This window comes from Brevundimonas sp. Leaf363, assembly GCF_001424025.1.
Taxonomy (GTDB): Bacteria; Pseudomonadota; Alphaproteobacteria; order Caulobacterales; family Caulobacteraceae; genus Brevundimonas.
In genome coordinates this window covers 13,134-31,482 of the sequence record NZ_LMPZ01000003.1, presented here as the reverse complement: position 1 = coordinate 31,482, position 18,349 = coordinate 13,134, and the positions used below count along the sequence as shown (strand labels likewise).

At 69.1% G+C, this 18,349-nt stretch carries 17 protein-coding genes and 3 tRNA genes; 16 read left to right on the top strand and 4 right to left on the bottom strand.

What is annotated here, in order from left to right; genetic code table 11:
• Nucleotides 1-50 precede the first annotated feature (50 nt).
• Both ASG17_RS11085 and ASG17_RS11080 read right to left on the bottom strand, forming a co-directional pair.
• The gene (locus ASG17_RS11085; RefSeq protein WP_056103528.1) at nt 51-1,598 is read right to left on the bottom strand and encodes an MFS transporter; all 1,548 of its coding nucleotides are present in this window, start codon (nt 1,596-1,598) and stop codon (nt 51-53) included.
• Nucleotides 1,599-1,729: 131 nt separating this feature from the next.
• Nucleotides 1,730-3,709 carry an acetyl/propionyl/methylcrotonyl-CoA carboxylase subunit alpha gene (locus ASG17_RS11080; protein ID WP_056103524.1) on the bottom strand — a complete coding sequence of 660 codons (1,980 nt, stop codon included), beginning with the start codon at nt 3,707-3,709 and terminating at the stop codon, nt 1,730-1,732.
• 160 nt (nt 3,710-3,869) lie between these two features.
• Here ASG17_RS11080 and ASG17_RS11075 point away from each other — a divergent pair, with 160 nt between their 5' ends.
• From ASG17_RS11075 to ASG17_RS11060, 4 genes are all read left to right on the top strand, one after another.
• Complete coding sequence (locus ASG17_RS11075; RefSeq protein ID WP_056103519.1) at nt 3,870-5,357, top strand: hypothetical protein; 1,488 nt, start codon at nt 3,870-3,872, stop codon at nt 5,355-5,357.
• A 252-nt stretch (nt 5,358-5,609) separates the two neighbouring features.
• Nucleotides 5,610-6,548 (top strand): DUF808 domain-containing protein, encoded by a 939-nt coding sequence (locus ASG17_RS11070; protein WP_056103517.1) that lies wholly within the window; start codon nt 5,610-5,612, stop codon nt 6,546-6,548.
• Nucleotides 6,549-6,802: 254 nt separating this feature from the next.
• Nucleotides 6,803-7,294: a peptide-methionine (R)-S-oxide reductase MsrB gene (gene msrB, locus ASG17_RS11065; RefSeq protein WP_056103513.1), complete on the top strand. Its 492-nt coding sequence runs from the start codon at nt 6,803-6,805 to the stop codon at nt 7,292-7,294.
• Nucleotides 7,295-7,377: 83 nt separating this feature from the next.
• Nucleotides 7,378-7,884 carry a hypothetical protein gene (locus ASG17_RS11060; RefSeq protein ID WP_056103511.1) on the top strand — a complete coding sequence of 169 codons (507 nt, stop codon included), beginning with the start codon at nt 7,378-7,380 and terminating at the stop codon, nt 7,882-7,884.
• A 53-nt stretch (nt 7,885-7,937) separates the two neighbouring features.
• On the opposite strand, the gene ASG17_RS11055 is transcribed toward ASG17_RS11060, so the two are convergent.
• Nucleotides 7,938-8,012 (bottom strand) — tRNA-Thr (locus ASG17_RS11055).
• A 525-nt stretch (nt 8,013-8,537) separates the two neighbouring features.
• On the opposite strand from ASG17_RS11055, the gene murA reads away from it, so the two are divergent.
• The 12 genes from murA (at nt 8,538) to ASG17_RS11000 (ending at nt 16,028) form a co-directional block, all read left to right on the top strand.
• Entirely contained in the window at nt 8,538-9,827 is a 1,290-nt protein-coding gene (gene murA, locus ASG17_RS11050; protein WP_056103508.1) for a UDP-N-acetylglucosamine 1-carboxyvinyltransferase, read from the top strand.
• Nucleotides 9,817-10,320: a DUF2948 family protein gene (locus ASG17_RS11045; RefSeq protein WP_082496231.1), complete on the top strand. Its 504-nt coding sequence runs from the start codon at nt 9,817-9,819 to the stop codon at nt 10,318-10,320. The genes murA and ASG17_RS11045 overlap by 11 nt, the downstream gene beginning before the upstream one ends.
• A complete protein-coding gene (locus ASG17_RS11040; protein ID WP_056103505.1) occupies nt 10,317-10,781 on the top strand; it encodes a UPF0262 family protein in 465 nt (154 codons plus the stop codon). The genes ASG17_RS11045 and ASG17_RS11040 overlap by 4 nt, the downstream gene beginning before the upstream one ends.
• A gap of 260 nt (nt 10,782-11,041) precedes the next feature.
• A complete protein-coding gene (infA, locus tag ASG17_RS11035; protein WP_008261544.1) occupies nt 11,042-11,260 on the top strand; it encodes a translation initiation factor IF-1 in 219 nt (72 codons plus the stop codon).
• Nucleotides 11,261-11,273: 13 nt separating this feature from the next.
• Nucleotides 11,274-11,849, top strand: coding sequence for a nucleoside triphosphate pyrophosphatase (locus tag ASG17_RS11030; RefSeq protein ID WP_056103502.1), 576 nt, complete (start codon nt 11,274-11,276; stop codon nt 11,847-11,849).
• Nucleotides 11,846-12,859 carry a ribonuclease E/G gene (locus tag ASG17_RS11025; protein WP_056103499.1) on the top strand — a complete coding sequence of 338 codons (1,014 nt, stop codon included), beginning with the start codon at nt 11,846-11,848 and terminating at the stop codon, nt 12,857-12,859. Before ASG17_RS11030 ends, ASG17_RS11025 begins: the two co-directional genes overlap by 4 nt.
• Nucleotide 12,860: 1 nt before the next feature.
• Complete coding sequence (locus tag ASG17_RS15230; protein WP_082496230.1) at nt 12,861-13,022, top strand: DNA gyrase inhibitor YacG; 162 nt, start codon at nt 12,861-12,863, stop codon at nt 13,020-13,022.
• Nucleotides 13,023-13,250: 228 nt separating this feature from the next.
• Nucleotides 13,251-13,326 (top strand) — tRNA-Phe (locus tag ASG17_RS11020).
• 417 nt (nt 13,327-13,743) lie between these two features.
• A complete protein-coding gene (locus ASG17_RS11015; protein ID WP_056103496.1) occupies nt 13,744-14,631 on the top strand; it encodes a MotA/TolQ/ExbB proton channel family protein in 888 nt (295 codons plus the stop codon).
• Nucleotides 14,632-14,636: 5 nt separating this feature from the next.
• Nucleotides 14,637-15,074 (top strand): biopolymer transporter ExbD, encoded by a 438-nt coding sequence (locus ASG17_RS11010; protein ID WP_056103492.1) that lies wholly within the window; start codon nt 14,637-14,639, stop codon nt 15,072-15,074.
• Nucleotides 15,075-15,093: 19 nt separating this feature from the next.
• The gene (locus ASG17_RS15955) at nt 15,094-15,813 is read left to right on the top strand and encodes an energy transducer TonB (RefSeq protein WP_056103488.1); all 720 of its coding nucleotides are present in this window, start codon (nt 15,094-15,096) and stop codon (nt 15,811-15,813) included.
• Between the two features lie 138 nt (nt 15,814-15,951).
• Nucleotides 15,952-16,028: transfer RNA gene (locus tag ASG17_RS11000), tRNA-His, on the top strand.
• A 525-nt stretch (nt 16,029-16,553) separates the two neighbouring features.
• On the opposite strand, the gene ASG17_RS10995 is transcribed toward ASG17_RS11000, so the two are convergent.
• Complete coding sequence (locus tag ASG17_RS10995; RefSeq protein ID WP_156367842.1) at nt 16,554-18,305, bottom strand: patatin-like phospholipase family protein; 1,752 nt, start codon at nt 18,303-18,305, stop codon at nt 16,554-16,556.
• Nucleotides 18,306-18,349 lie beyond the last annotated feature (44 nt).

Below are 18,349 nucleotides of genomic sequence, written 5' to 3'. Positions count from 1 at the left end.
GGTCCGCAAAGGGTGGGAAGCGGTCTTTCGAGGCAGCATCAAAGTTCGCATCAGCCCAGTGCGTCGAGCTCCCTTAAATCCCGTCCGCGCGTCTCGCGACCCATGATCGCGAGCATTCCCAGCGCCACCAGCATGATCAGCCCGACACCAGCCGCAGCGATGGCCAGGGGTGGAGCCGCGCCTGCGACGCTCAGGCCCTGGGCGATCAATCCGCCAAGCTTGCTGCACCCCGCTATCCAGCCTGTTGCCCGTCCCCGGATGCGCAACGGAAAATTCTCTGCGGTATAGGGCAGGAGGATCGAGATCACGCCGCTGGACCCGACGACCAGCAGCGAGAGCGGCGCGATCGGGTCATGCAGCCACGGTACGCCAAGACCGCGCAGCGTGAGACCTGCCAGCCCGAGGGCGGTCACCCCCAGCATCAGCGCGAGCGAGCCTCGCGTGCTCCACGCACTGTAGAGCCAGACCGAGATCGCCACAGTTGGGGCAGCGATCAGCGCGGAGCGCGCGATGATGCCCGAGGCCGTCTGGACGCTAACGCCCTCTGACACAAGGCTGGCGGGCAACCACAGGAGGACGCCAAAGTTGACCAGCCCCCAAGCCAGCGCCGCAAGCGTTAGCGCGAGTGTGACGCCGAGGAATTTCTTCTCGACGGGCGGCAGGTGCGAATGGTCGGTCTTCGCCGCGACGGGCGTTGTGGACAGGTGGGCCCCAAACCGCGCCAGCGTCGCCTTGGCCTCGGCCGATCGCCCCACATGCATGAGGAATCGCGCCGACTCCGGCAGCAGCGGGCTCAACGCGATCAGGATTAAACCCGTCGGCAGGTTCAGGAACCACATGATCCGCCAGCCCCAGTCAGGCTGTAGCCAGGCCGAAAGCGCGCTGGCGGCGAAATAGCCGCCGACCGCGCCGATGCCTCCGACCAACACGAGGCTCCAGCCACGATGCCTGGTCGGCATGATCTCGGCGAGCAGGGCATAGGCGACAGGCAACATCCCGCCCGCCGCTGCTCCCATCAGGAAGCACATGCCGACGTTCCACCAGAAGTCCGGCATGGCGCCGCAGATCGAGGTTCCAACGAACAGCACCGAGGACAGCAGGATCGACGCCCTGCGCCCGTAGATGTCGGCAAGCCAACCCCAGACGAAGGACCCGACCACAGTGCCCGACAGCGCCGCGAACGGTAAGACAGCCACCAAAGCGTTGGATACTCCGTACTCGGCCCGCATTCCCGGGACGACGAAACCCAAACTGGCCGGCTTCATGATGTCGATGATCAGCGCTAGGGCGAGAAGGCCGCACATCATCCAGTGCGCCCTGGTCAGCGGGGCGTCCTCCGGCGGATGAATTACAACCTCCTGCGCATCGTCGGCGGCCGCGCGCGGCAACAGCCCGAAACCCGCAAGCGCCGCACCGGCGACTATCAAGGCCATGCCGCCCAGCATGCCGGCGTCCATGGGCATGCCGACGAGCCTGAACCCCATGTCCCGGCCCATCCAGTACATCGGCAAATGAAGGACGACGCCGATTGTCACGGCCAAGCAGCCGAGCCAGAAAGCCCAGGTGTGCTTGCGATCGCTGAACAGCGAGTTGCTCATGGAGGGTCCCCAAAACAGCCATAGGCTTCGCGTACCCTCTACTCGGCGGTAGGCGGTGTGGTCTACGTTGCCAAGCTGGAAGGGTCCGCTGTGGGTCGGAAGCAGTCATCCGCCCGCTTCGGTGAAGCCCCTCACCCGAACTCCACCAGCACATCGTCCGCCGCGACCGGGTCGCCGGCCTTGACGCCCACCGCCTTCACGACGCCGTCGCGCTCGGCCTTGAGGATGTTCTGCATCTTCATGGCTTCGATGACGGCGACGGTCTCGCCGGCCTTGACCTCCTGGCCCGGCGTGACGGCGACGGAGACGACCAGGCCGGGCATGGGGGACTGGATCAGTCTGGAGGTGTCGGCGGGCTGGCGTTCGGGCAGGCGGGCGTAAAGCTCGGCCACCTGCGGGCGCAGGACGCGGACGCGGGCCTGGGCGGCGCGGTGGCGGATGATGAAGCCGTCGGCGACCCGGCGGACCTGGGCGGTGAAGGGTTCGCCGTCTAGCTCGGCGCGGAACTGGGGCAGGCCGGGGCGCCAGTCGATCTCGGTCAGGCGCGCCTCGCCGCCGCCGGTGAAGCTGAGCAGCAGGGCTTCGTCGGCGTCGTAGGACAGGCTGACGCCGTGGGGCGTGCGGTCGATCAGGGCGATCCAGTCGGTGCGGTCGCTAGGGTCTCCGTCCTGTTCGGCCTGGATCTCGTTCATGGCGATGGCGGCGGCGATGAGGATGTGCTGCTGGTGCGGGCTGGGGGGCAGGCCGTGGAAGCCGTCCGGGAACTCGTCGGGGATGTAGCGGGTCGACAGCTGGCCCGAGCGGAAGCGCGGCTGGTGCATGACGGCGGCCAGGAAGGGGACGTTGTGGCCGACACCCTCCAGATGAGTGTCCTCCAGCGCGCGGGCCATGCCGTCGATGGCGGCGTCGCGCGTGGGGGCCCAGGCGCACAGCTTGGCGATCATGGGGTCGTAGAACATGCTGATCTCGTCGCCCTCGCGGACGCCGGAATCGTTGCGGACAACGTATCCGTCCTGCTCGCCTTCCTCGGGCTGGCCGTAGCGGACCAGGCGGCCGATGCTGGGCAGGAAGCCGCGGTAGGGGTCTTCGGCGTAGATGCGGCTTTCGATCGCCCAGCCGTCGATGGCCAGATCGTCCTGGGCGAAGGCCAGGGGCTCGCCCGCGGCGCTGCGGATCATCTGTTCGACCAGATCGACGCCGGTGATCAGCTCGGTGACCGGATGCTCGACCTGAAGACGGGTGTTCATCTCCAGGAAGTAGAAGGACTTGTCCTGGCCGGCGACGAACTCGACCGTGCCGGCGCTGTCGTAGTTGACGGCCTGGGCCAGGGCGATGGCCTGGGCGCCCATTGCCGCGCGGGTGGCGGCGTCCAGCAGGGGCGAGGGGGCCTCCTCGATGACCTTCTGGTTGCGGCGCTGGATCGAGCATTCGCGCTCGAACAGGTGGACGACGTGGCCGTGCTTGTCGCCCAGCACCTGGATCTCGATGTGGCGCGGGTTCTCGATGAACTTTTCCAGGAAGACGCGGTCGTCGCCGAAGGCGTTCAGCGCCTCGGCCTTCACGGCGGCGAAGCCCTCGGCCATGTCGGCGTCGGAGTGGGCGACGCGGATGCCCTTGCCGCCGCCGCCGGCGCTGGCCTTGATCATGACGGGGTAGCCGATCTCGCGCGCGATCTGGACGGCGTGCTCGGGCGTGTCGATCAGGCCCATGTGGCCGGGGACGGTGGAGACGCCGGCGGCGGCGGCGAACGTCTTGGAGGTGATCTTGTCGCCCATGGCGTCGATCGCCTCGGGGTTCGGGCCGATGAAGGCGATGCCCTCGGCCTGAAGACGGCGCGCGAAGGCGGCGTTTTCAGACAGGAAGCCGAAGCCGGGGTGGACGGCCTGCGCGCCCGTCTGGCGGACCGCGTCGACGATCCTGTCGGCCAGCAGATAGGACTGGGCGGCGGGGGCGGGGCCGATCAGGACGGCTTCGTCGGCCATCTCGACGGCCAGGGAATCGGCGTCCGCCTCGGAATAGACCTGGACGGTGGCGATCCCCATCCGGCGGCACGTCTTGATGATGCGGACGGCGATCTCGCCGCGGTTGGCGATCAGGATCTTTGAGAACATGCCTTCGGTTAGGCCGCGGCGGGCCGGCAGGCAAGCGACGGGCGGGCGGACACGCGACCGGGCGCGTCACAGGGACGCCTTATGGACGTGACACTTTGCATGGCCGGGCGGGATAAGGTTTAACACTCGCCTCCCATCGTGACGCTGCTGGAGTGCATTTATGTCGAAACGCCTGATCGCCGCCGCCTCGGCCCTCGCCCTCAGCCTGGTCGCCGGTGCGGCTTCGGCGCAGGACTTCCAGGCGCTGGCCCGCCAGGACCTGCAGGCCGCGCACGACGCGCTGGCCGCCAACCACCCCGCCGTGGCCGTGCCGGGCGAGGCCTCCAACACCTTCCGCAGCTGGGTCGATGCGGGTCTGCAGGAGGCGCTGGGCCAGGTCGGCCGCGTCAACTCGGGCGACGCCCACGCCTATCTGATGCGCTTCTATGCGACCGGCTTCCGCGACTCGAACATCCGCATGGAGCCGACATTCGAGGGCATGGGGCCCTTCTTCGCCACCAGCTGGCCGGGCTTCACCACCGGCTGGCGGGACGGCAAATACGTCGTGACCTACGTCAAGCCGGGCGTGCGCGGGACGCCGCCGGTCGGATCGATCGTGACCGAGTGCAACCTGCGCCCGATCGAGGAATACGCCCGCGACCGCCTGGACGGCTGGGAAGGCGACCTGAACACCGAGGCCGGCCGGATCACCACGGCGCCGTATCTGCTGTGGAACCGCAACAACCCGTTCAGCGGCAGCGTGCCGTCGGTTTGCAGCTTCCAGCAGGGCAACCGCCGCGCGCGTGAGTTCGAGATCAAGGTGCAGCCGATCGTCGCCGGCGACATCGAGGCCGCCTACCGCGCCACCGTCTACACCCCGCCGGCGCAGCCGCTGGCCATCGAGACGGTCAACGGCCGCCCGTGGCTGCACGTGCACTCGTTCGCCGACACGGCCGACTGGCGCGCGTTCAACGGCGCGGTCGAAAGCCAGGTCGCGGCCGTCCGCGCCTCCGCCGGCTTCGTGCTGGATCTGCGCGGCGCCGCCGGCAGCGGCGTCAACTCGTCGACCGCGCGCGGCTATGGCCTGGCCAACCGTATCTGGACGCCCGAGTTCACCGTCAGCCGCCAGCCGGCCGCCGGCGAGATCACCTACCGCGCCACCCAGGGCAACCGCGACTGGTACGCCGCCGCCCTGGGCCGGATGGAAGCCGACCCGCAGTTCGTGGCCGAGTCCATGCCGGTGATCGAGGACACCCGCGCCATCGTGGCCGCCTACGACGCCGCCATCGCCGCGGGCCAGCCGACCTTCACCCTGGCGGGCCGCGCCGCGACGCCGGACACCGGCGCCGCCAACCCGGTTCAGGGCCCTGTCGTGGTCCTGGTGGACGCGGGCTGCTCGGGCGGTTGCTTGGATACGCTGGACCTGCTGTCCAAGCTGCCGAACGTGCGCATCGCCGGCTCGACCACGGCGCCGGACTCGATCTTCATCGAGCCGACCGTTCAGCGCCTGCCGTCGAACTATTCGGACCTGAGCTACGGCCACAAGGCCTGGACCTCGCGCGTGCGCGCCAACAACCAGCCGTACAAGCCGGCGGCAGGCCTGGCCTATGCCGGCAACCCGACCGACGAGACGGCCGTGCGCACCTGGGTGGGCACGCTGTTCCAGTAAGCAAGGGGCGCTTTCTCCCTCCCCTTCATGGGGAGGGACGGCGAACGAAGTGAGCCCGGGTGGGGTCCGAGAGGACATCCACCCGGGCTTTTCTTATGGGGGTCGGCCCCTGTGGCGTGGTGGATGTCCTTTCGGACCCCACCCTCGACCGCTTCGCGGTCTGCCCTCCCCATGAAGGGGAGGGAGAGGTGCGGCGCCCTTGACCCCGTTAGCCCCTTCACCGCATGGCAGGGCCTAACCCAAGGAACCTCCATGCCGTCTGGTCTGATCGCGCTTCTGGATGACGTGGCGGGAATCGCCAAGCTGGCGGCGGCGTCGATCGACGACGTGGGGGCGGCGTCCGGGAAGGCGGCGACCAAGGCGGCGGGGGTGGTGATCGACGATGCGGCGGTGACGCCGAAGTACGTCACCGGCCTGTCGCCCAGCCGCGAACTGCCGATCATCGGACGGATCGCCGCCGGATCGGTGCGAAACAAGCTGATCTTCATCCTGCCCGCGGCCCTGTTGCTGACGGCGTTCGCGCCCTGGGCCATCACGCCGATCCTGATGTGCGGCGGCGCCTATCTGTGTTTCGAAGGCGCCGAGAAGCTGATGGAGGCGTTCGGCGACCACCACGAGGAAGCGGTCGTGACGACCGACGACCCGGCCGCCATCGAGGCCGCGACCATCTCGGGCGCCGTGCGGACCGACCTGATCCTGTCGGCCGAGATCATGACCATCGCGCTGAACGACGTTGCGCGCGAACCCTTGCTGACGCAGGCGGGCGTTCTGATCGTGGTCGGCCTGATCATGACGGTGGTCGTCTATGGAGCGGTCGGTCTGATCGTGAAGATGGACGACATCGGCCTGCATATGGCGAAGCGGTCGTCCAAGGTCAGCAAGACCGTGGGCCGGTTGCTGGTGAAGGGGATGCCGATCGTGCTGTCGTCGCTGAGCGTCATCGGGACCGGCGCCATGCTGTGGGTCGGCGGGGGAATCCTGCTGCACGGAACGCATACGCTGGGGCTGGCGTGGCCGGCCGAGCCGGTGGAGCATATGGCCCACGCTGTCGCGGGGGCGACGGGGTGGTTCGGGCCAGTGACAGGGTGGCTGACCACGGCGCTGGCGTCGGCGCTGCTGGGGGTCGCGGTCGGGGCGGTGCTGGCGGCGGAGGTACACGCGCTCGGCAAGGTGGTGCGGAAGAAGGGGTAGGGCCGACCCTGACCGTCATTCCGGGGCGCTCGAAGAGCGAACCCGGGACCCAGGTGACGGGGCGCTAGGGATGACGTCGCCAAGTTCAGCGTGATCCCCTGGGTTCCGGGTTCTGCTGCGCAGCCCCGGAATGACGAGAGTGGTGGGGATGCCCTCTCGAGCCCCACCCTGCGGCTTCGCCGCTGTCCCTCCCCATGAAGGGGAGGGAGACGGTGGCGCTGGAACCTGGGCCCTCCGCTTCCTATTTCCCTCTCATGACCGACACCCAAACCGATCCGACCCTGCGTTCCCCGTCCGGCTATGACCTGACGCCGCCGTCCGAGAGCCAGCGTGTGGCGCTGGAGGCGGACCTGAACGCCGAGGAGAAGCGCGTCCTGCTGAGCCACGGCACCGAGGCGCCGTTCTGCGGCGTGCTGCTGGGCGAGAAGCGCGCGGGGGTGTTCTGCTGCCGCGAGTGCGGCCTGCCGTTGTTCAAGCAGGGGACCAAGTTCGAGAGCGGCACCGGATGGCCCAGCTTCACCCAGCCGGTGGACGAGGCGCACGTCACGGCCATCGTCGACCGTTCCTACGGCATGGTGCGGACCGAGACGGTGTGCGCGCGGTGCGGCGGGCACCAGGGACACGTGTTCCCGGACGGGCCGCCGCCGACGGGCCTGCGCTACTGCATCAACTCGGTGGCGTTGAGCTTCGTGCCGGAAGGATCGCCGCTGCCTGACCCGCTGGGGCGCGGGGACGGGGTGGCGTGATCCTGAAGGGTGAGGGTGATGAAATCATACCGCCTGACGCTCGCCGCAATCGGGCGTAGACTGCACCTTCGGAGGATTTCGGCATGATGCTCGCTTTCGCCATGACCCTGGCCCTGACGGACGAGGTCGTTTCGACCGCGCCGCGTGATTCGGCGGTGGCCGAAGCCATGGTCGCGCCGGCCGAGGCCGTGGGCGCCACGCCTACGGCCAGCGACGCCCAGCCGCACAACCTGACGACGGCCGAGCAGATCGACCGCTGGATCGCCGCCCGCAACAGCGACCGCCCGACCTTCATCGAGACGGCGGAGCGCCCGGTCGATGATCGAAAGATGCACGGCTGGGTCGAGGCGGGCATCGGCACCGGCGGCTATCGCACCTATGGCGCGGCCGTCTCCCTGCCGATCGGCGAGAACGCCCGGCTGGGCCTGAGCTACAGCGAGAGCAAGAACGACTACGGCTACGGCTACTACGACGGCTATGGCCGGGGCGGACCGGGATATGGCTACGGCTACGCCAGTCCGTTCGGGATCGGCGAGAGCCGCCGCTCGGCCAGCGCCAGCTTCCGCTGGAACGCCGACGACGAGGACTGAAGCCGACGAAGCAAAAAGGCCCGACGCGATGCGCCGGGCCTTTTCGTTTCAGATGGTGCCGCCGGGGGGAATCGAACCCACGACCTCAGCCTTACCAAGGATGCGCTCTACCACTGAGCTACGGCGGCGGAATCTGAGGAAGCGGCCGTATAGCCAAAGGTCCGGGTCGGGGGAAGCCCCGTTTCGCACGCTTGAATAAATCCTTTGGGCGGGGTCATGTGACGGCGATGTCCGAAGAACCCTCCGATCCTTCCGAGCCGGCCGCCCCGCCGTCATCGCGGCCCCAGCCGGTGCGGGACGCCGAACGCAAGGCGAGGGCTGAACGGCTGGCCGCGGCGCTGCGGGAGAATCTGCGGCGCCGGAAGGTCGGGCGGGTCGGGCCGGAGAAGAACTGATCCTCTCCTAAGCATTGACCGCCCCGTCATCCCGGGGCGCTCGCAGAGCGAACCCGGGACCCAGGGGATGGGGTGCAGGGGTGGATGCAGCCAAGGTCGAGCGCGATCACCTGGGTTCCGGGTTCTGCTGCGCATCCCCGGAATGACGAGGCGGGGGATCAACCCCCATTACAGCGACCGCATGCACCCTTTCGTCCGTGGGGGCAGGCTTGCTAGATAACCGGCCCGGCGACGCGACGCCGGACCCTCAAGGACGTCATGGACAGCATCGCCATCGAAGGCGGCGCCCGGCTGAACGGAAGCATTCCGGTCAGCGGCGCCAAGAATTCCGCCATCAAGCTGATGGCGGCGTCGATCCTGACGGATCAGCCCTTGCGGCTGACGAACATGCCGCGCCTGGCGGACACCCGGTTCCTGGGCGAACTGCTGCGGCACTTTGGAGTGTCGGTGACGGAAGGGCACGGCGAGGACGGGCAGGAGACGCTGTTCGACGCCGGCGACATCACCTCGACCTTCGCCCCCTATGACCTGGTGCGGCAGATGCGGGCCAGCTTCAACGTGCTGGGGCCGCTGCTGGCGCGCACGGGGCACGCCAAGGTGTCGCTGCCGGGCGGATGCACCATCGGGGCGCGGCCGGTCGACCTGCACATCGACGCCCTGACGCGCCTGGGCGCGATGATCGAGCTGGACGAGGGCTATGTTTCGGCCACGGCGCCGGGCGGGCTGCGCGGGGCGGTGATCGAGTTTCCGTTCGTCTCGGTCGGGGCGACCGAGCACACCCTGATGGCCGCGACCCTGGCCAAGGGGACGACGGTGCTGAAGCGCGCCGCGCGCGAGCCGGAGATCGGCGATCTGGTGCAGTGCCTGACGATGATGGGCGCGCGGATCGAGGGGCTGGATACCGACGAGCTGACGATCCATGGGGTCGAGCGGCTGAACGGCGGAACGTGGTCGGTGATCCCGGACCGGATCGAGATGGGCAGCTACGCCGTCGCCGCCGCCATGGCGGGGGGCGAGGTGCGGCTGACCAAGGGACGGCCCGAGCTGATCGCCGCCCTGACCGACAAGATGATCGAGGCCGGCGTCGAGATCGAGATCGACGGCCAGGACGTCATCGTGCGGCGCGATCCCGTCAGGCGGCTGAAGGCCGTGGACATCACCACCGAGGTCTATCCCGGCTTCGCCACCGACCTGCAGGCGCAGTTCATGGCGCTGATGACGGTGGCCGAGGGCGAATCGGTGGTGCGGGAGACGATCTTCGAGAACCGGTTCATGCACGTGCCGGAGCTGGCGCGCCTGGGGGCGCACATCGAGGTGCACGGCAACGAGGCGCGGGTGCACGGGGTCGAGACGCTGAAGGCCGCGCCGGTGATGGCGACGGACCTGCGCGCGTCGATGAGCCTGATCATGGCCGGTCTGGTCGCCGAGGGCGAGACGACGGTGGGCCGGGTCTATCACCTGGATCGTGGGTTCGAGCGGCTGGAAGAGAAGCTGGGCGCCTGCGGGGCCCGGATACGGCGCATCAGGGGCGCGGCTGATGAGCACTGAGGCCCGATCCGAAGAGGTGCTGCCGGACGAGATGCTGGAGATCACGGGGCACGTGGTTCCGTCCGACCCGCTGCGCCTGCTGGCCGAGGATGGCGAGGACCTGCAGATCATCTCGGCGGCGCTGCAGGACGCGATCCTGCGGCCGGTGGACATCCGCTGGGAGAAGGCGTCGCGGCGGGTGACGGTGACGCTGAGCCGGTTCTGCTGGGAATGCGGGGGCGAGCGGGTGCGCTCGGCGTTGCAGTTCGGCGACGTCGAGGCGGTGCAGAGCCGCGATCTGCCGCGCGCGCCGGACGCGCCGCTGCTGCTGCTGGCGGTGGGGTTCCAGCCGGGCGAGGCGCCGGGCGGGGACGTGATCCTGATGTTCGCCGGCGGGGGCGACATGCGCATCCGGGTGGAGTGCCTGGACGCCGTGCTGGTGGACCTGTCGGAGCGGTGGCCGGCGTCGGGCGAGCCGGCGCATGATGACGAACCGAGAGGCGAGCAGCCGTGAGCACCCACCGCCTGGCCTCGGTCGAGATCGATTCGGCGACCCTGCCGGCCGGGACGGCGGAGGCCGAGCACGAGCGGCGGGTGGCGATCTTCGACCTGGTCGAAAAGAACGTGTTCGAGCCGATCGAGGCGGCGGGCGGCCCCTATGCGCTGAAGCTGTCGCAGTCGGACAGCCGGCTGGTGTTCGAGGTGAGCGGGCCGCAGCTGGCGCGGACGCACGTGCTGTCACTGACGCCGCTGAAGGGCGTGCTGCGCGACTATCTGATGATCTGCGACAGCTATAACGAGGTGCTGCGCGGCGTGGACGCCTCCAAGATCGAGGCGGTCGACATGGGCCGGCGCGGCCTGCACAACGAAGGCGCCGACCTGCTGAAGGCGCGCCTGGACGGCAAGATCGCCATCGACCACGAGACGGCGCGGCGGCTGTTTACGCTGATCTGCGCGCTGTACCGGCGGGGATAGAACCACCTCCGCCGCCATCCGGGGCGCTCGCAGAGCGAACCCGGAACCCAGGTGACCAGGTGCGAGCGCCGAGATAGCCTGGGTCCGGCGTGATCCCCTGGGTTCCGGGTTCTGCTGCGCAGCCCCGGAATGACGAAGCAGGGGGAGAACGCCGCTTCTCTCGACTATCCGCGCGTTTTCGGGCATTAGGCCCGCCACTCACGGCCCTCGCCCACGCCCGGCGCGGGCCGTATGCTGTTTTCAAGGGCGCGAGAGGCCGCATGGCTAAGGAAGAACTGCTCGAGTTTCCCGGTACGGTCAGCGAACTGCTGCCGAACGCCACCTTCCGGGTGACGCTCGAGAACGACCACGAGATCATCGCCCACACGGCGGGCAAGATGCGCAAGAACCGCATCCGCGTGCTGGCCGGCGACAAGGTCCTGGTCGAGATGACGCCGTACGATCTGACCAAGGGTCGCATCACCTATCGCTTCAAGTAAGGGCGGGCTCGCGATGAGCCGTCCTGAACTGGTGCTGGCTTCGGCCAGCCCGCGCCGCATCGAACTGCTGGCGCAGGTCGGGATCACGCCCGACCGCATCGATCCCGCCGATATCGACGAGACGCCCCTGAAGGGCGAGACGCCGCCGCGCCTGGCCGAACGGCTGGCGCGGACGAAGGCGCTGACCGTCGCCGCGCGCGCGCCGGACGCTGTCGTGCTGGCCGCCGATACGGTGGTGTCGGTCGGGCGGCGGTTCCTGGAAAAGGCGGCGGACGAGACGGAGGCCGAGCGCTTCCTGCGGCTGCTGTCGGGTCGGGGACACCGGGTCTACACCGGCGTGGCCGTGGCGCGGGGCGACCGGATCGCCACGCGGGTCAACGAGACGCGCGTGTCGTTCAAGGTGCTGTCCGACGCCGAGATCGCCGCCTATGTCGCCTCCGGCGACTGGCGCGGCAAGGCGGGGGGTTACGGCATCCAGGGGCCGGCGGGCGCCTTTGTCACGCGCATCGTCGGCAGCCATCCATCGGTGATGGGCCTGCCGCTGTTCGAGGCCGTCAATCTGCTGACCGGCGCGGGCTGGACGCGGTGAACGGGTTGGTCGAGGTCTTCCTCGACGACACGCCGGGCGAGACGCGCGGGATCGTGGCGCGCGGCGGGCGGTATGAGCGCCTGATCATTCATCGTGAGGACGCGACGCCCCAGCACCGGCTGGGCGCGCGCTGCGCCGGGCGCGTGGCGGCGGTGGAGCCGGCGTTCGGCGCGGCCTTCGTCGATCTGGGCGCGGGTGAGCCGTTCGGCTTCCTGCCCGGCAAGGCGGTGAAACAGGGCGACCGGATCGAGGTCGAGATCACGGCCGAGCCGCGCGCCGGCAAGGGGCCGACGCTGAAACGGCTGGAGGCCGGGGAGGGGACGCCGCGCCTGCTGGCGGCCGGGCCCGATGTGGCGACGCGGCTGGCGACGATCGCGCCGGGCGCCGAGATCCAGACCGGACGCGACGCCATCGCCGCCAGCCTGGAGGCCGAGGAAGAGGCGCGGGCGACGACGACCGTTTTTGCGTCATGGGCGCTGGATCTGGCGGTCGAGCGGACCCGGGCGATGGTGGCAGTGGACATCGACTTCGCCGCCATGGCCGGACGGGACGCCGGCAAGGGTCGTGCGGCCGCGAATCGCGAGGGGATGGCGCAGGCCGCTCGCCTGATCCGGCTGAAGGGCTGGGGCGGGCTGGTGGCGATCGATCTGGTCGGGGCCGGGCTGAACGGCGAGGTGATTCTGAGGGAGGCGCGCGCGGCCTTCACCGAACCGGGGGCCGCGTTCGGGCCGCTGAGCCGGTTCGGCGTGCTGCAGCTGAGCCTGCCGTGGACGCAGACGCCGGTGGAAGAGGTGCTGGGCGCCGATCCGGCGATGACGCGGGCGATCGAGGCGGTGCGGCGGCTGAGGCAGGCGATTCTGTCCGACACGGCCACGCCGCGCGTGACCCTGGCGTGTGCGTCCGCCGATCTGGAGCGCATCGCGCCGCTGGCCGCCCGTCTGGGACCGCGCGCGGCCGTCACGGCGGACCCGGCCCTTGCGGTCGGGCGCTTCCGCATCGACATGGGCTGACATGGCCACCTGTCCCATCTGCAAGAAGAACGAGACCACGCCGGAACACCGGCCCTTCTGTTCGCGCCGCTGCGCCGATGTGGATCTGCAGCGCTGGCTGAGCGGGGGCTATGTGCTGCCGGGCGAGCCGGCGGACGAGCAGGCGCCGGAAGAGCGGGAGTAGGGCGGGCCTCCCCCTTCATGGGAGGGACGGCGAACGACGTCAGCCCGGGCGGGGTCCGAAAGGATGTCCCCGGGCTTTTGCTTTTGGGGCGGTGAATGCCCGCTCAAGCCCCACCCCGCCGCCTTCGGGGCCTGCCCTACCCATGAAGGGAAGGCGGAAGGGTCATCACCCGCTGGACACCCCGGATGACCTCGGCTATGGACCCCGCTCCCGAACGGGCGGCGGCTTGCCTGGGTAGCTCAGTTGGTAGAGCAGCGGATTGAAAATCCGCGTGTCGGTGGTTCGAACCCGCCCCCAGGCACCATCCCGCCGCCGGCTCCGTCCGGTTCCCGACAGTGACAGGCCTCTGCCGCGGTTCCCGCGCAAGATTGTCGCATTTCCTGCGGTCAAGCTTCACGAAAACGCCGTTTTCTCTCGCCGTTCGGCCGGAGTGGGGCATGGCTTTCCCCGTTCGGGCGAAAAGGCCGTGTTCTTGCTTGACGCTCCCAAGTCCAGCCGCCAAGAGAGCTTGACCGCCTTCTTCCGCGTGGACCGGACTGCGACGAGACGTGTTCTCGAAGCATCTTCGATTTCACGTCTTGTTTCCGTTCTGGCAACGGGTCAGGTAGGACGGCGTTTCGTCGAGACGGGCCCCTCTGGCCCCCGATCGACGTCAGACTTTCACGGGGGCTCCGCCGGGGCCTCGCTTCTCATGGTCAGACCAAGCAGGAACTGGCGAACAATGCTCGACAGCAAGAAGAACATCCTCCTCGCCATGGCCGGCGCCGCCGTCCTGATGGCGAGCTCGCCGGCCCTGGCCCAGGATCCGGCTGCGCCGGCTCCGGCCACGGCCACCACCGCCGCCCCGGTTGACACCGCGGCTCCGACCCCGGCTCCGGCCGCTGAAGCCGCTCCGGCGGAAGAAGCCCCGGCCGCCTCGCACGGCTCCATCACCCCGATCTCCATGTTCATGGAAGCGACCCTGGTCGTTAAGGTCGTGATGATCGGCCTGCTGCTGGCTTCGGTCTTCTCCTGGACCCTGCTGCTCATCAAGCTGTTCGAGTTCGGCGGCCTGAACCGCAAGACCGACCAGTTCCTGGAAGCCTTCCGCGGCACCCGCACCATCGCGGACATGCGCCGCGTGGCGACCTCGGACGAATTCGACGGCAACCCGCTGGCCGACATGGCCGCCGCGGCGACCGAAGAAATCGAACTGTCCCGCCAGGCCGGTCTGTCGGTCACCGGCGATCACCGCGACTCGGCGCTGAACCGCGCCCAGGCCGCCGTCGCCGCCGTTCAATCGGGTCTGGCCAAGCGCCTCTCGGGCGGCCAGCAGTTCCTGGCCTCGGTCGGCTCGACCGGTCCGTTCGTCGGTCTGTTCGGCACCGTGTACGGCATCATGAACTCGTTCATCGGGATCGTGGAATCGAACACGACCAACCTGGCCGCCGTGGCCCCCGGCATCGCCGAGGCCCTGCTGGCGACCGGTATCGGCCTGTTCGCCGCTATCCCGTCGGTGGTGTTCTACAACTACTTCAACACCCGCATCGCCGCTTACGGCACCCGTTCGGACGGTTTCGCCGCTGAACTGCTGAACGCCATCTCGCGTCAGCTCGACAAGGGGGCGTAAGACCCATGGCCGCCAAACTCGACTCTGGCGGCGGCGGGAAGTATCACGTCGAGGCGAACGCAGAGATCAACGTAACGCCTTTCGTTGATATCATGCTGGTTCTGCTCATCATCTTCATGGTCGCCTCTGCGGTGGCGACTGTGTCGGTGGAAGTGACGCTTCCAGTTGCGGCCACCAAGCCGACCGAAAACCCGCCCAAGCCCGTGTTCATCTCGATCAACACGGAAGGCCGGGTCTATATCGGGGACTATGAGACCAGCTTCGGTAGCCTGGGCAGCGAGCTCAATGCGGCGATCGGCGCACGGGATCCCTCGAAGGAACGGATCTTCATCCGAGCCGACCAGAACACGCGCTACGGCGACTTCATGCAGACGATGAACGCTCTGCAGGACGCCGGCTTCTACAGCGTGGCCCTGGTTGGTGAAGACAAGGCTCCGCAGTGAGTAGGAAACGGGACATCACATGACAGATACACCCGTCGAATATCACCGCAGTCGGTATGACGCCCCGCGTAAAAAGGGCTTCATGGGCGTGTCGATCGGCGTCTGGCTCCTCAGCCTGCTCGTCGTCTCGATCCTCTTCGCCATCCTGCTGTTCTATCTCCAGAGCGCCAAGTTCAAGCTCCGGGTGATGGACTACACGGATGACGCCGTGGACGTGGAGCTGGTGGAACCCATTCCGCCGCCTCCGCCCCCGCCGCCGCCGCCTCCGCCGCCGCCGGACACGCCTCCGCCGCCGAAGCTTCAGGTCCGCGAGCCCATGGTCTCGCCGGTCCAGCCGCCTCCGGTGACGGTGAACATCGAGCCGACGAAGAAGGAAGACCGTCAGGAATACGTCGGTCCCCCGGTCATCGTCCCCGGGCCTCCGCCGCCGCCGGCTCCGCCGGCTCCGCCGCGGCCCTCGGTGATCACCAACGTGGACTGGGCTCGCCGGCCGACGGCCGACTTCCCGGAACGCGCGCAGAGCCGCGGTATCGAAGCCGGCTCGGCCACCCTGGTCTGCACGGTCGCCCCGAACGGCGCGGCGCAGAACTGTGAGGTCGTGTCCGAGGATCCTGCGGGCGCCGGCTTCGGCCAGGCCGCTCTGCGGGGCGCTCGCCAGGCCCGGTTCGCGCCGAGCACGGTCGATGGTGTGGCCCAAGGTGGTCGCGCCCGCTTCACGGTCCGGTTCCGCCTCCAGTAGGTCGAACACACCGTCGCAAAGACAGAACCGCCCGGGAGCGATCCCGGGCGGTTTTTTCTTGTCTGCGGGCCAGGCGTCCGGGCTTTTTGCTTGTCCCGTCGCGGCGACGCCGTTAGAGGACGCGTCTCGCGAGAGCGGGCCGCCTTAGCTCAGTTGGTTAGAGCGCCGGTTTGTGGAACCGGAGGTCCTCAGTTCAAGCCTGAGAGGCGGTACCATTCGCTCGCGGCCCTTCGAGTGGCCGGAGCGGGTTCATCTGAAAATCGCACATCGCCCATCGCCGGGGTCGTCGTCCTCGATCCGAGGATCAGCTGTGGGCGTGCTGGGCGCGGATGGCTGAAAGCGCGGCGGCTCGGCCTTCGTCGATCGCGCATCGGACGGCCGGGTCCTCGGATCAAGTCCGAGGACGACGAGAAACGGGTGTGCGGTTTTTCTCCTCCCGTCTTTCCGGGGTTGCGGCGCAGAACCCGGAACCGAGGTGGTCATTTCAAACGGTGGATGTGGCGACGCGGGCAGCCCGTCGCCTGGGTCCCGGGTTCGCTCTGCGAGCGCCCCGGGATGACGAGGGCGGGCACCAGGCCGATTCCGCCGTTCTTGGACGCGCGCCCTTCCGTCATTCGGGAGCCGAGGCGCAGAACCCGGAACCGAGGTGGTCATTTCGAGCGGTGGAGGTCGCGGCGCGTGCGGCCGGTCGCCTGGGTCCCGTGTTCACTGCAAGCGCCCCGGGATAACGAAGGGCGACGTCAGGCCGCTTCCGTCTTTTCCGCCGCTTCCTTGGGCGCGCGCCGGAGGGCCTCGACGGGGCGGTCCAGCGCGCCCAGGGCCTCGTTGGCCGCCGCGTAGCCCGCCGCGACGGGGATGTCGTAGGATTTCCAGTCGCGGATATCCATGCCCTCGGGCTGGGGCAGGATGAGCAGGTCGGTGTCCGCGCGCGAACGGTCCAGCTCTGCGTCCGTCGTGATGGTGGCGGCGCGCATCAGGATGCTGACGATCGGCGGACCCTTCTTCCAGGCGCCCGAGATGATCCATTTCAGCCATGACGGCGGGTTTTCCAGCGTCTTGGGATCGACGCCGCGCGCCTGGCTCATGTCGCTGCCGACGATGGGGCCGCGGTTGAGGCGGCGCATGACGTCGGTGGGGAAGTTCTTCAGCACCGCACCGTCGACCAGCACCTGGCCGTCCATGACGACCGGCGGCATGACGCCGGGAATGGAGATGGTGGCGCGCATGGCCCGGCGCAGCAGACCGCGCCGGTGGACCTCGATCCCGCCCGTGGTCAGGTTGGACGAGACGGCGAAAAAGGGAATGGCCAGGTCGGCCATGTCGATGTCGCCGTAAGCGGCCTCCAGCAGGCGCGCGACCTTGCCGGCGCGGGTCATGGCGATCATCGGAAAGGCCAGGTCGGACAGGGGGTCGGACTGGACGAAGGCGCGCTTCATCTGGCGCTCCAGCTCGTCGTCGCCCCAGCCCAGGGCCGGGCCCACGCCGATGACGGCGCCCATCGAGGAGCCGCCGATGAAGTCGAGCGGCACGTTCGCCTGGTGCAGGGCGCGCAGAACGCCGATGTGGGCGTAGGCGCGGGCGCCGCCGCCGGACAGCACCACGCCGACCGACGAGCCGGTGATGATCCGCGCCATCCGCTGGGCGTCGCCGGCCGCGCCCTCGACCGCGTGGAACCAGCGGCCCGGATTGACGGCGTCCAGCCAGACGCGGGTGTTGGCCGGCGACCGCATGCGCGGGTCGCGCAGCAGGATCAGGTCGACGGGATCGACCTCGTCCGAGCGGCCGCGGCGATAGTCGAGGTTGGACGGGGGCGTCAGCAGGGCGTTGCCGACCAGGAACAGCCGGTCGACCTGGCGCGCGCACAGACTGGCCCAGGCGGGTTCGTCCTGCTCGGCGACATAGAGGACGTAGTCGTGGCTGTCCTCGACGCGCGAGAACCATTCGGCGGCCGACGACAGGGCGGAATGGTCGATCACCTGGCAGGTGAAGCCCGAGGCGATGACGGCGGCGGCGATTCGCTCGACGAAGGCGCGGATGGGGCGGGGGCGTACGGCGACGAAGCCGAAGACGCTGGGCTCGGCCGAACCGGCGCGATCGTCGCGGGCGCGCAGGATCATGAGGCGCGACAGCTCGACCATCAGGTCCGGCTCGTGCCGGGCGGCCTCGAAGAAGGCGTCGCGGGGGAGGGCCAGGATCTCGCTGTCGCGCAGGGCGACGACGGTGGCGGTGTGGGCGGTGCCGGCCAGCAGAGCCATTTCCCCCACCGGCTCGCCCGGTCGGACGACGCCGAGCAGGTGCGGGCGGTCCGCCTCATCCGGGCGATAGACGCCCAGGCGGCCGGAGCGCAGCAGGTACAGGGTGTCGGCCGGGTCGCCGCGCGCGAACAGGGGCTCGCCGCCCGTCAGCGCGAACCAGCTGGCCCGGTCCACGAGCGGGCCTTCGAAGACCCGCGCCAGGGCGGCTTCCAATGTGTCGGATCGGGTGACAGTCACTGACGCCTGTTTTCGCCTGACGGCGACGCTTGGCAAGGGGGGAT

Coding starts and splice junctions, on each gene's coding strand:
- ASG17_RS11085 (WP_056103528.1), bottom strand. CDS start 1,598: ATGAGCAACTCGCTGTTCAGCGATCGCAAGCACACCTGGGCTTTCTGG.
- ASG17_RS11060 (WP_056103511.1), top strand. CDS start 7,378: ATGATGCTCGCTTTCGCCATGACCCTGGCCCTGACGGACGAGGTCGTT.
- ASG17_RS11015 (WP_056103496.1), top strand. CDS start 13,744: ATGCTCGACAGCAAGAAGAACATCCTCCTCGCCATGGCCGGCGCCGCC.
- ASG17_RS11030 (WP_056103502.1), top strand. CDS start 11,274: ATGAGCCGTCCTGAACTGGTGCTGGCTTCGGCCAGCCCGCGCCGCATC.
- ASG17_RS15955 (WP_056103488.1), top strand. CDS start 15,094: ATGACAGATACACCCGTCGAATATCACCGCAGTCGGTATGACGCCCCG.
- ASG17_RS15230 (WP_082496230.1), top strand. CDS start 12,861: ATGGCCACCTGTCCCATCTGCAAGAAGAACGAGACCACGCCGGAACAC.
- murA (WP_056103508.1), top strand. CDS start 8,538: ATGGACAGCATCGCCATCGAAGGCGGCGCCCGGCTGAACGGAAGCATT.
- msrB (WP_056103513.1), top strand. CDS start 6,803: ATGACCGACACCCAAACCGATCCGACCCTGCGTTCCCCGTCCGGCTAT.
- infA (WP_008261544.1), top strand. CDS start 11,042: ATGGCTAAGGAAGAACTGCTCGAGTTTCCCGGTACGGTCAGCGAACTG.
- ASG17_RS11010 (WP_056103492.1), top strand. CDS start 14,637: ATGGCCGCCAAACTCGACTCTGGCGGCGGCGGGAAGTATCACGTCGAG.
- ASG17_RS11080 (WP_056103524.1), bottom strand. CDS start 3,709: ATGTTCTCAAAGATCCTGATCGCCAACCGCGGCGAGATCGCCGTCCGC.
- ASG17_RS11075 (WP_056103519.1), top strand. CDS start 3,870: ATGTCGAAACGCCTGATCGCCGCCGCCTCGGCCCTCGCCCTCAGCCTG.
- ASG17_RS11045 (WP_082496231.1), top strand. CDS start 9,817: ATGAGCACTGAGGCCCGATCCGAAGAGGTGCTGCCGGACGAGATGCTG.
- ASG17_RS11070 (WP_056103517.1), top strand. CDS start 5,610: ATGCCGTCTGGTCTGATCGCGCTTCTGGATGACGTGGCGGGAATCGCC.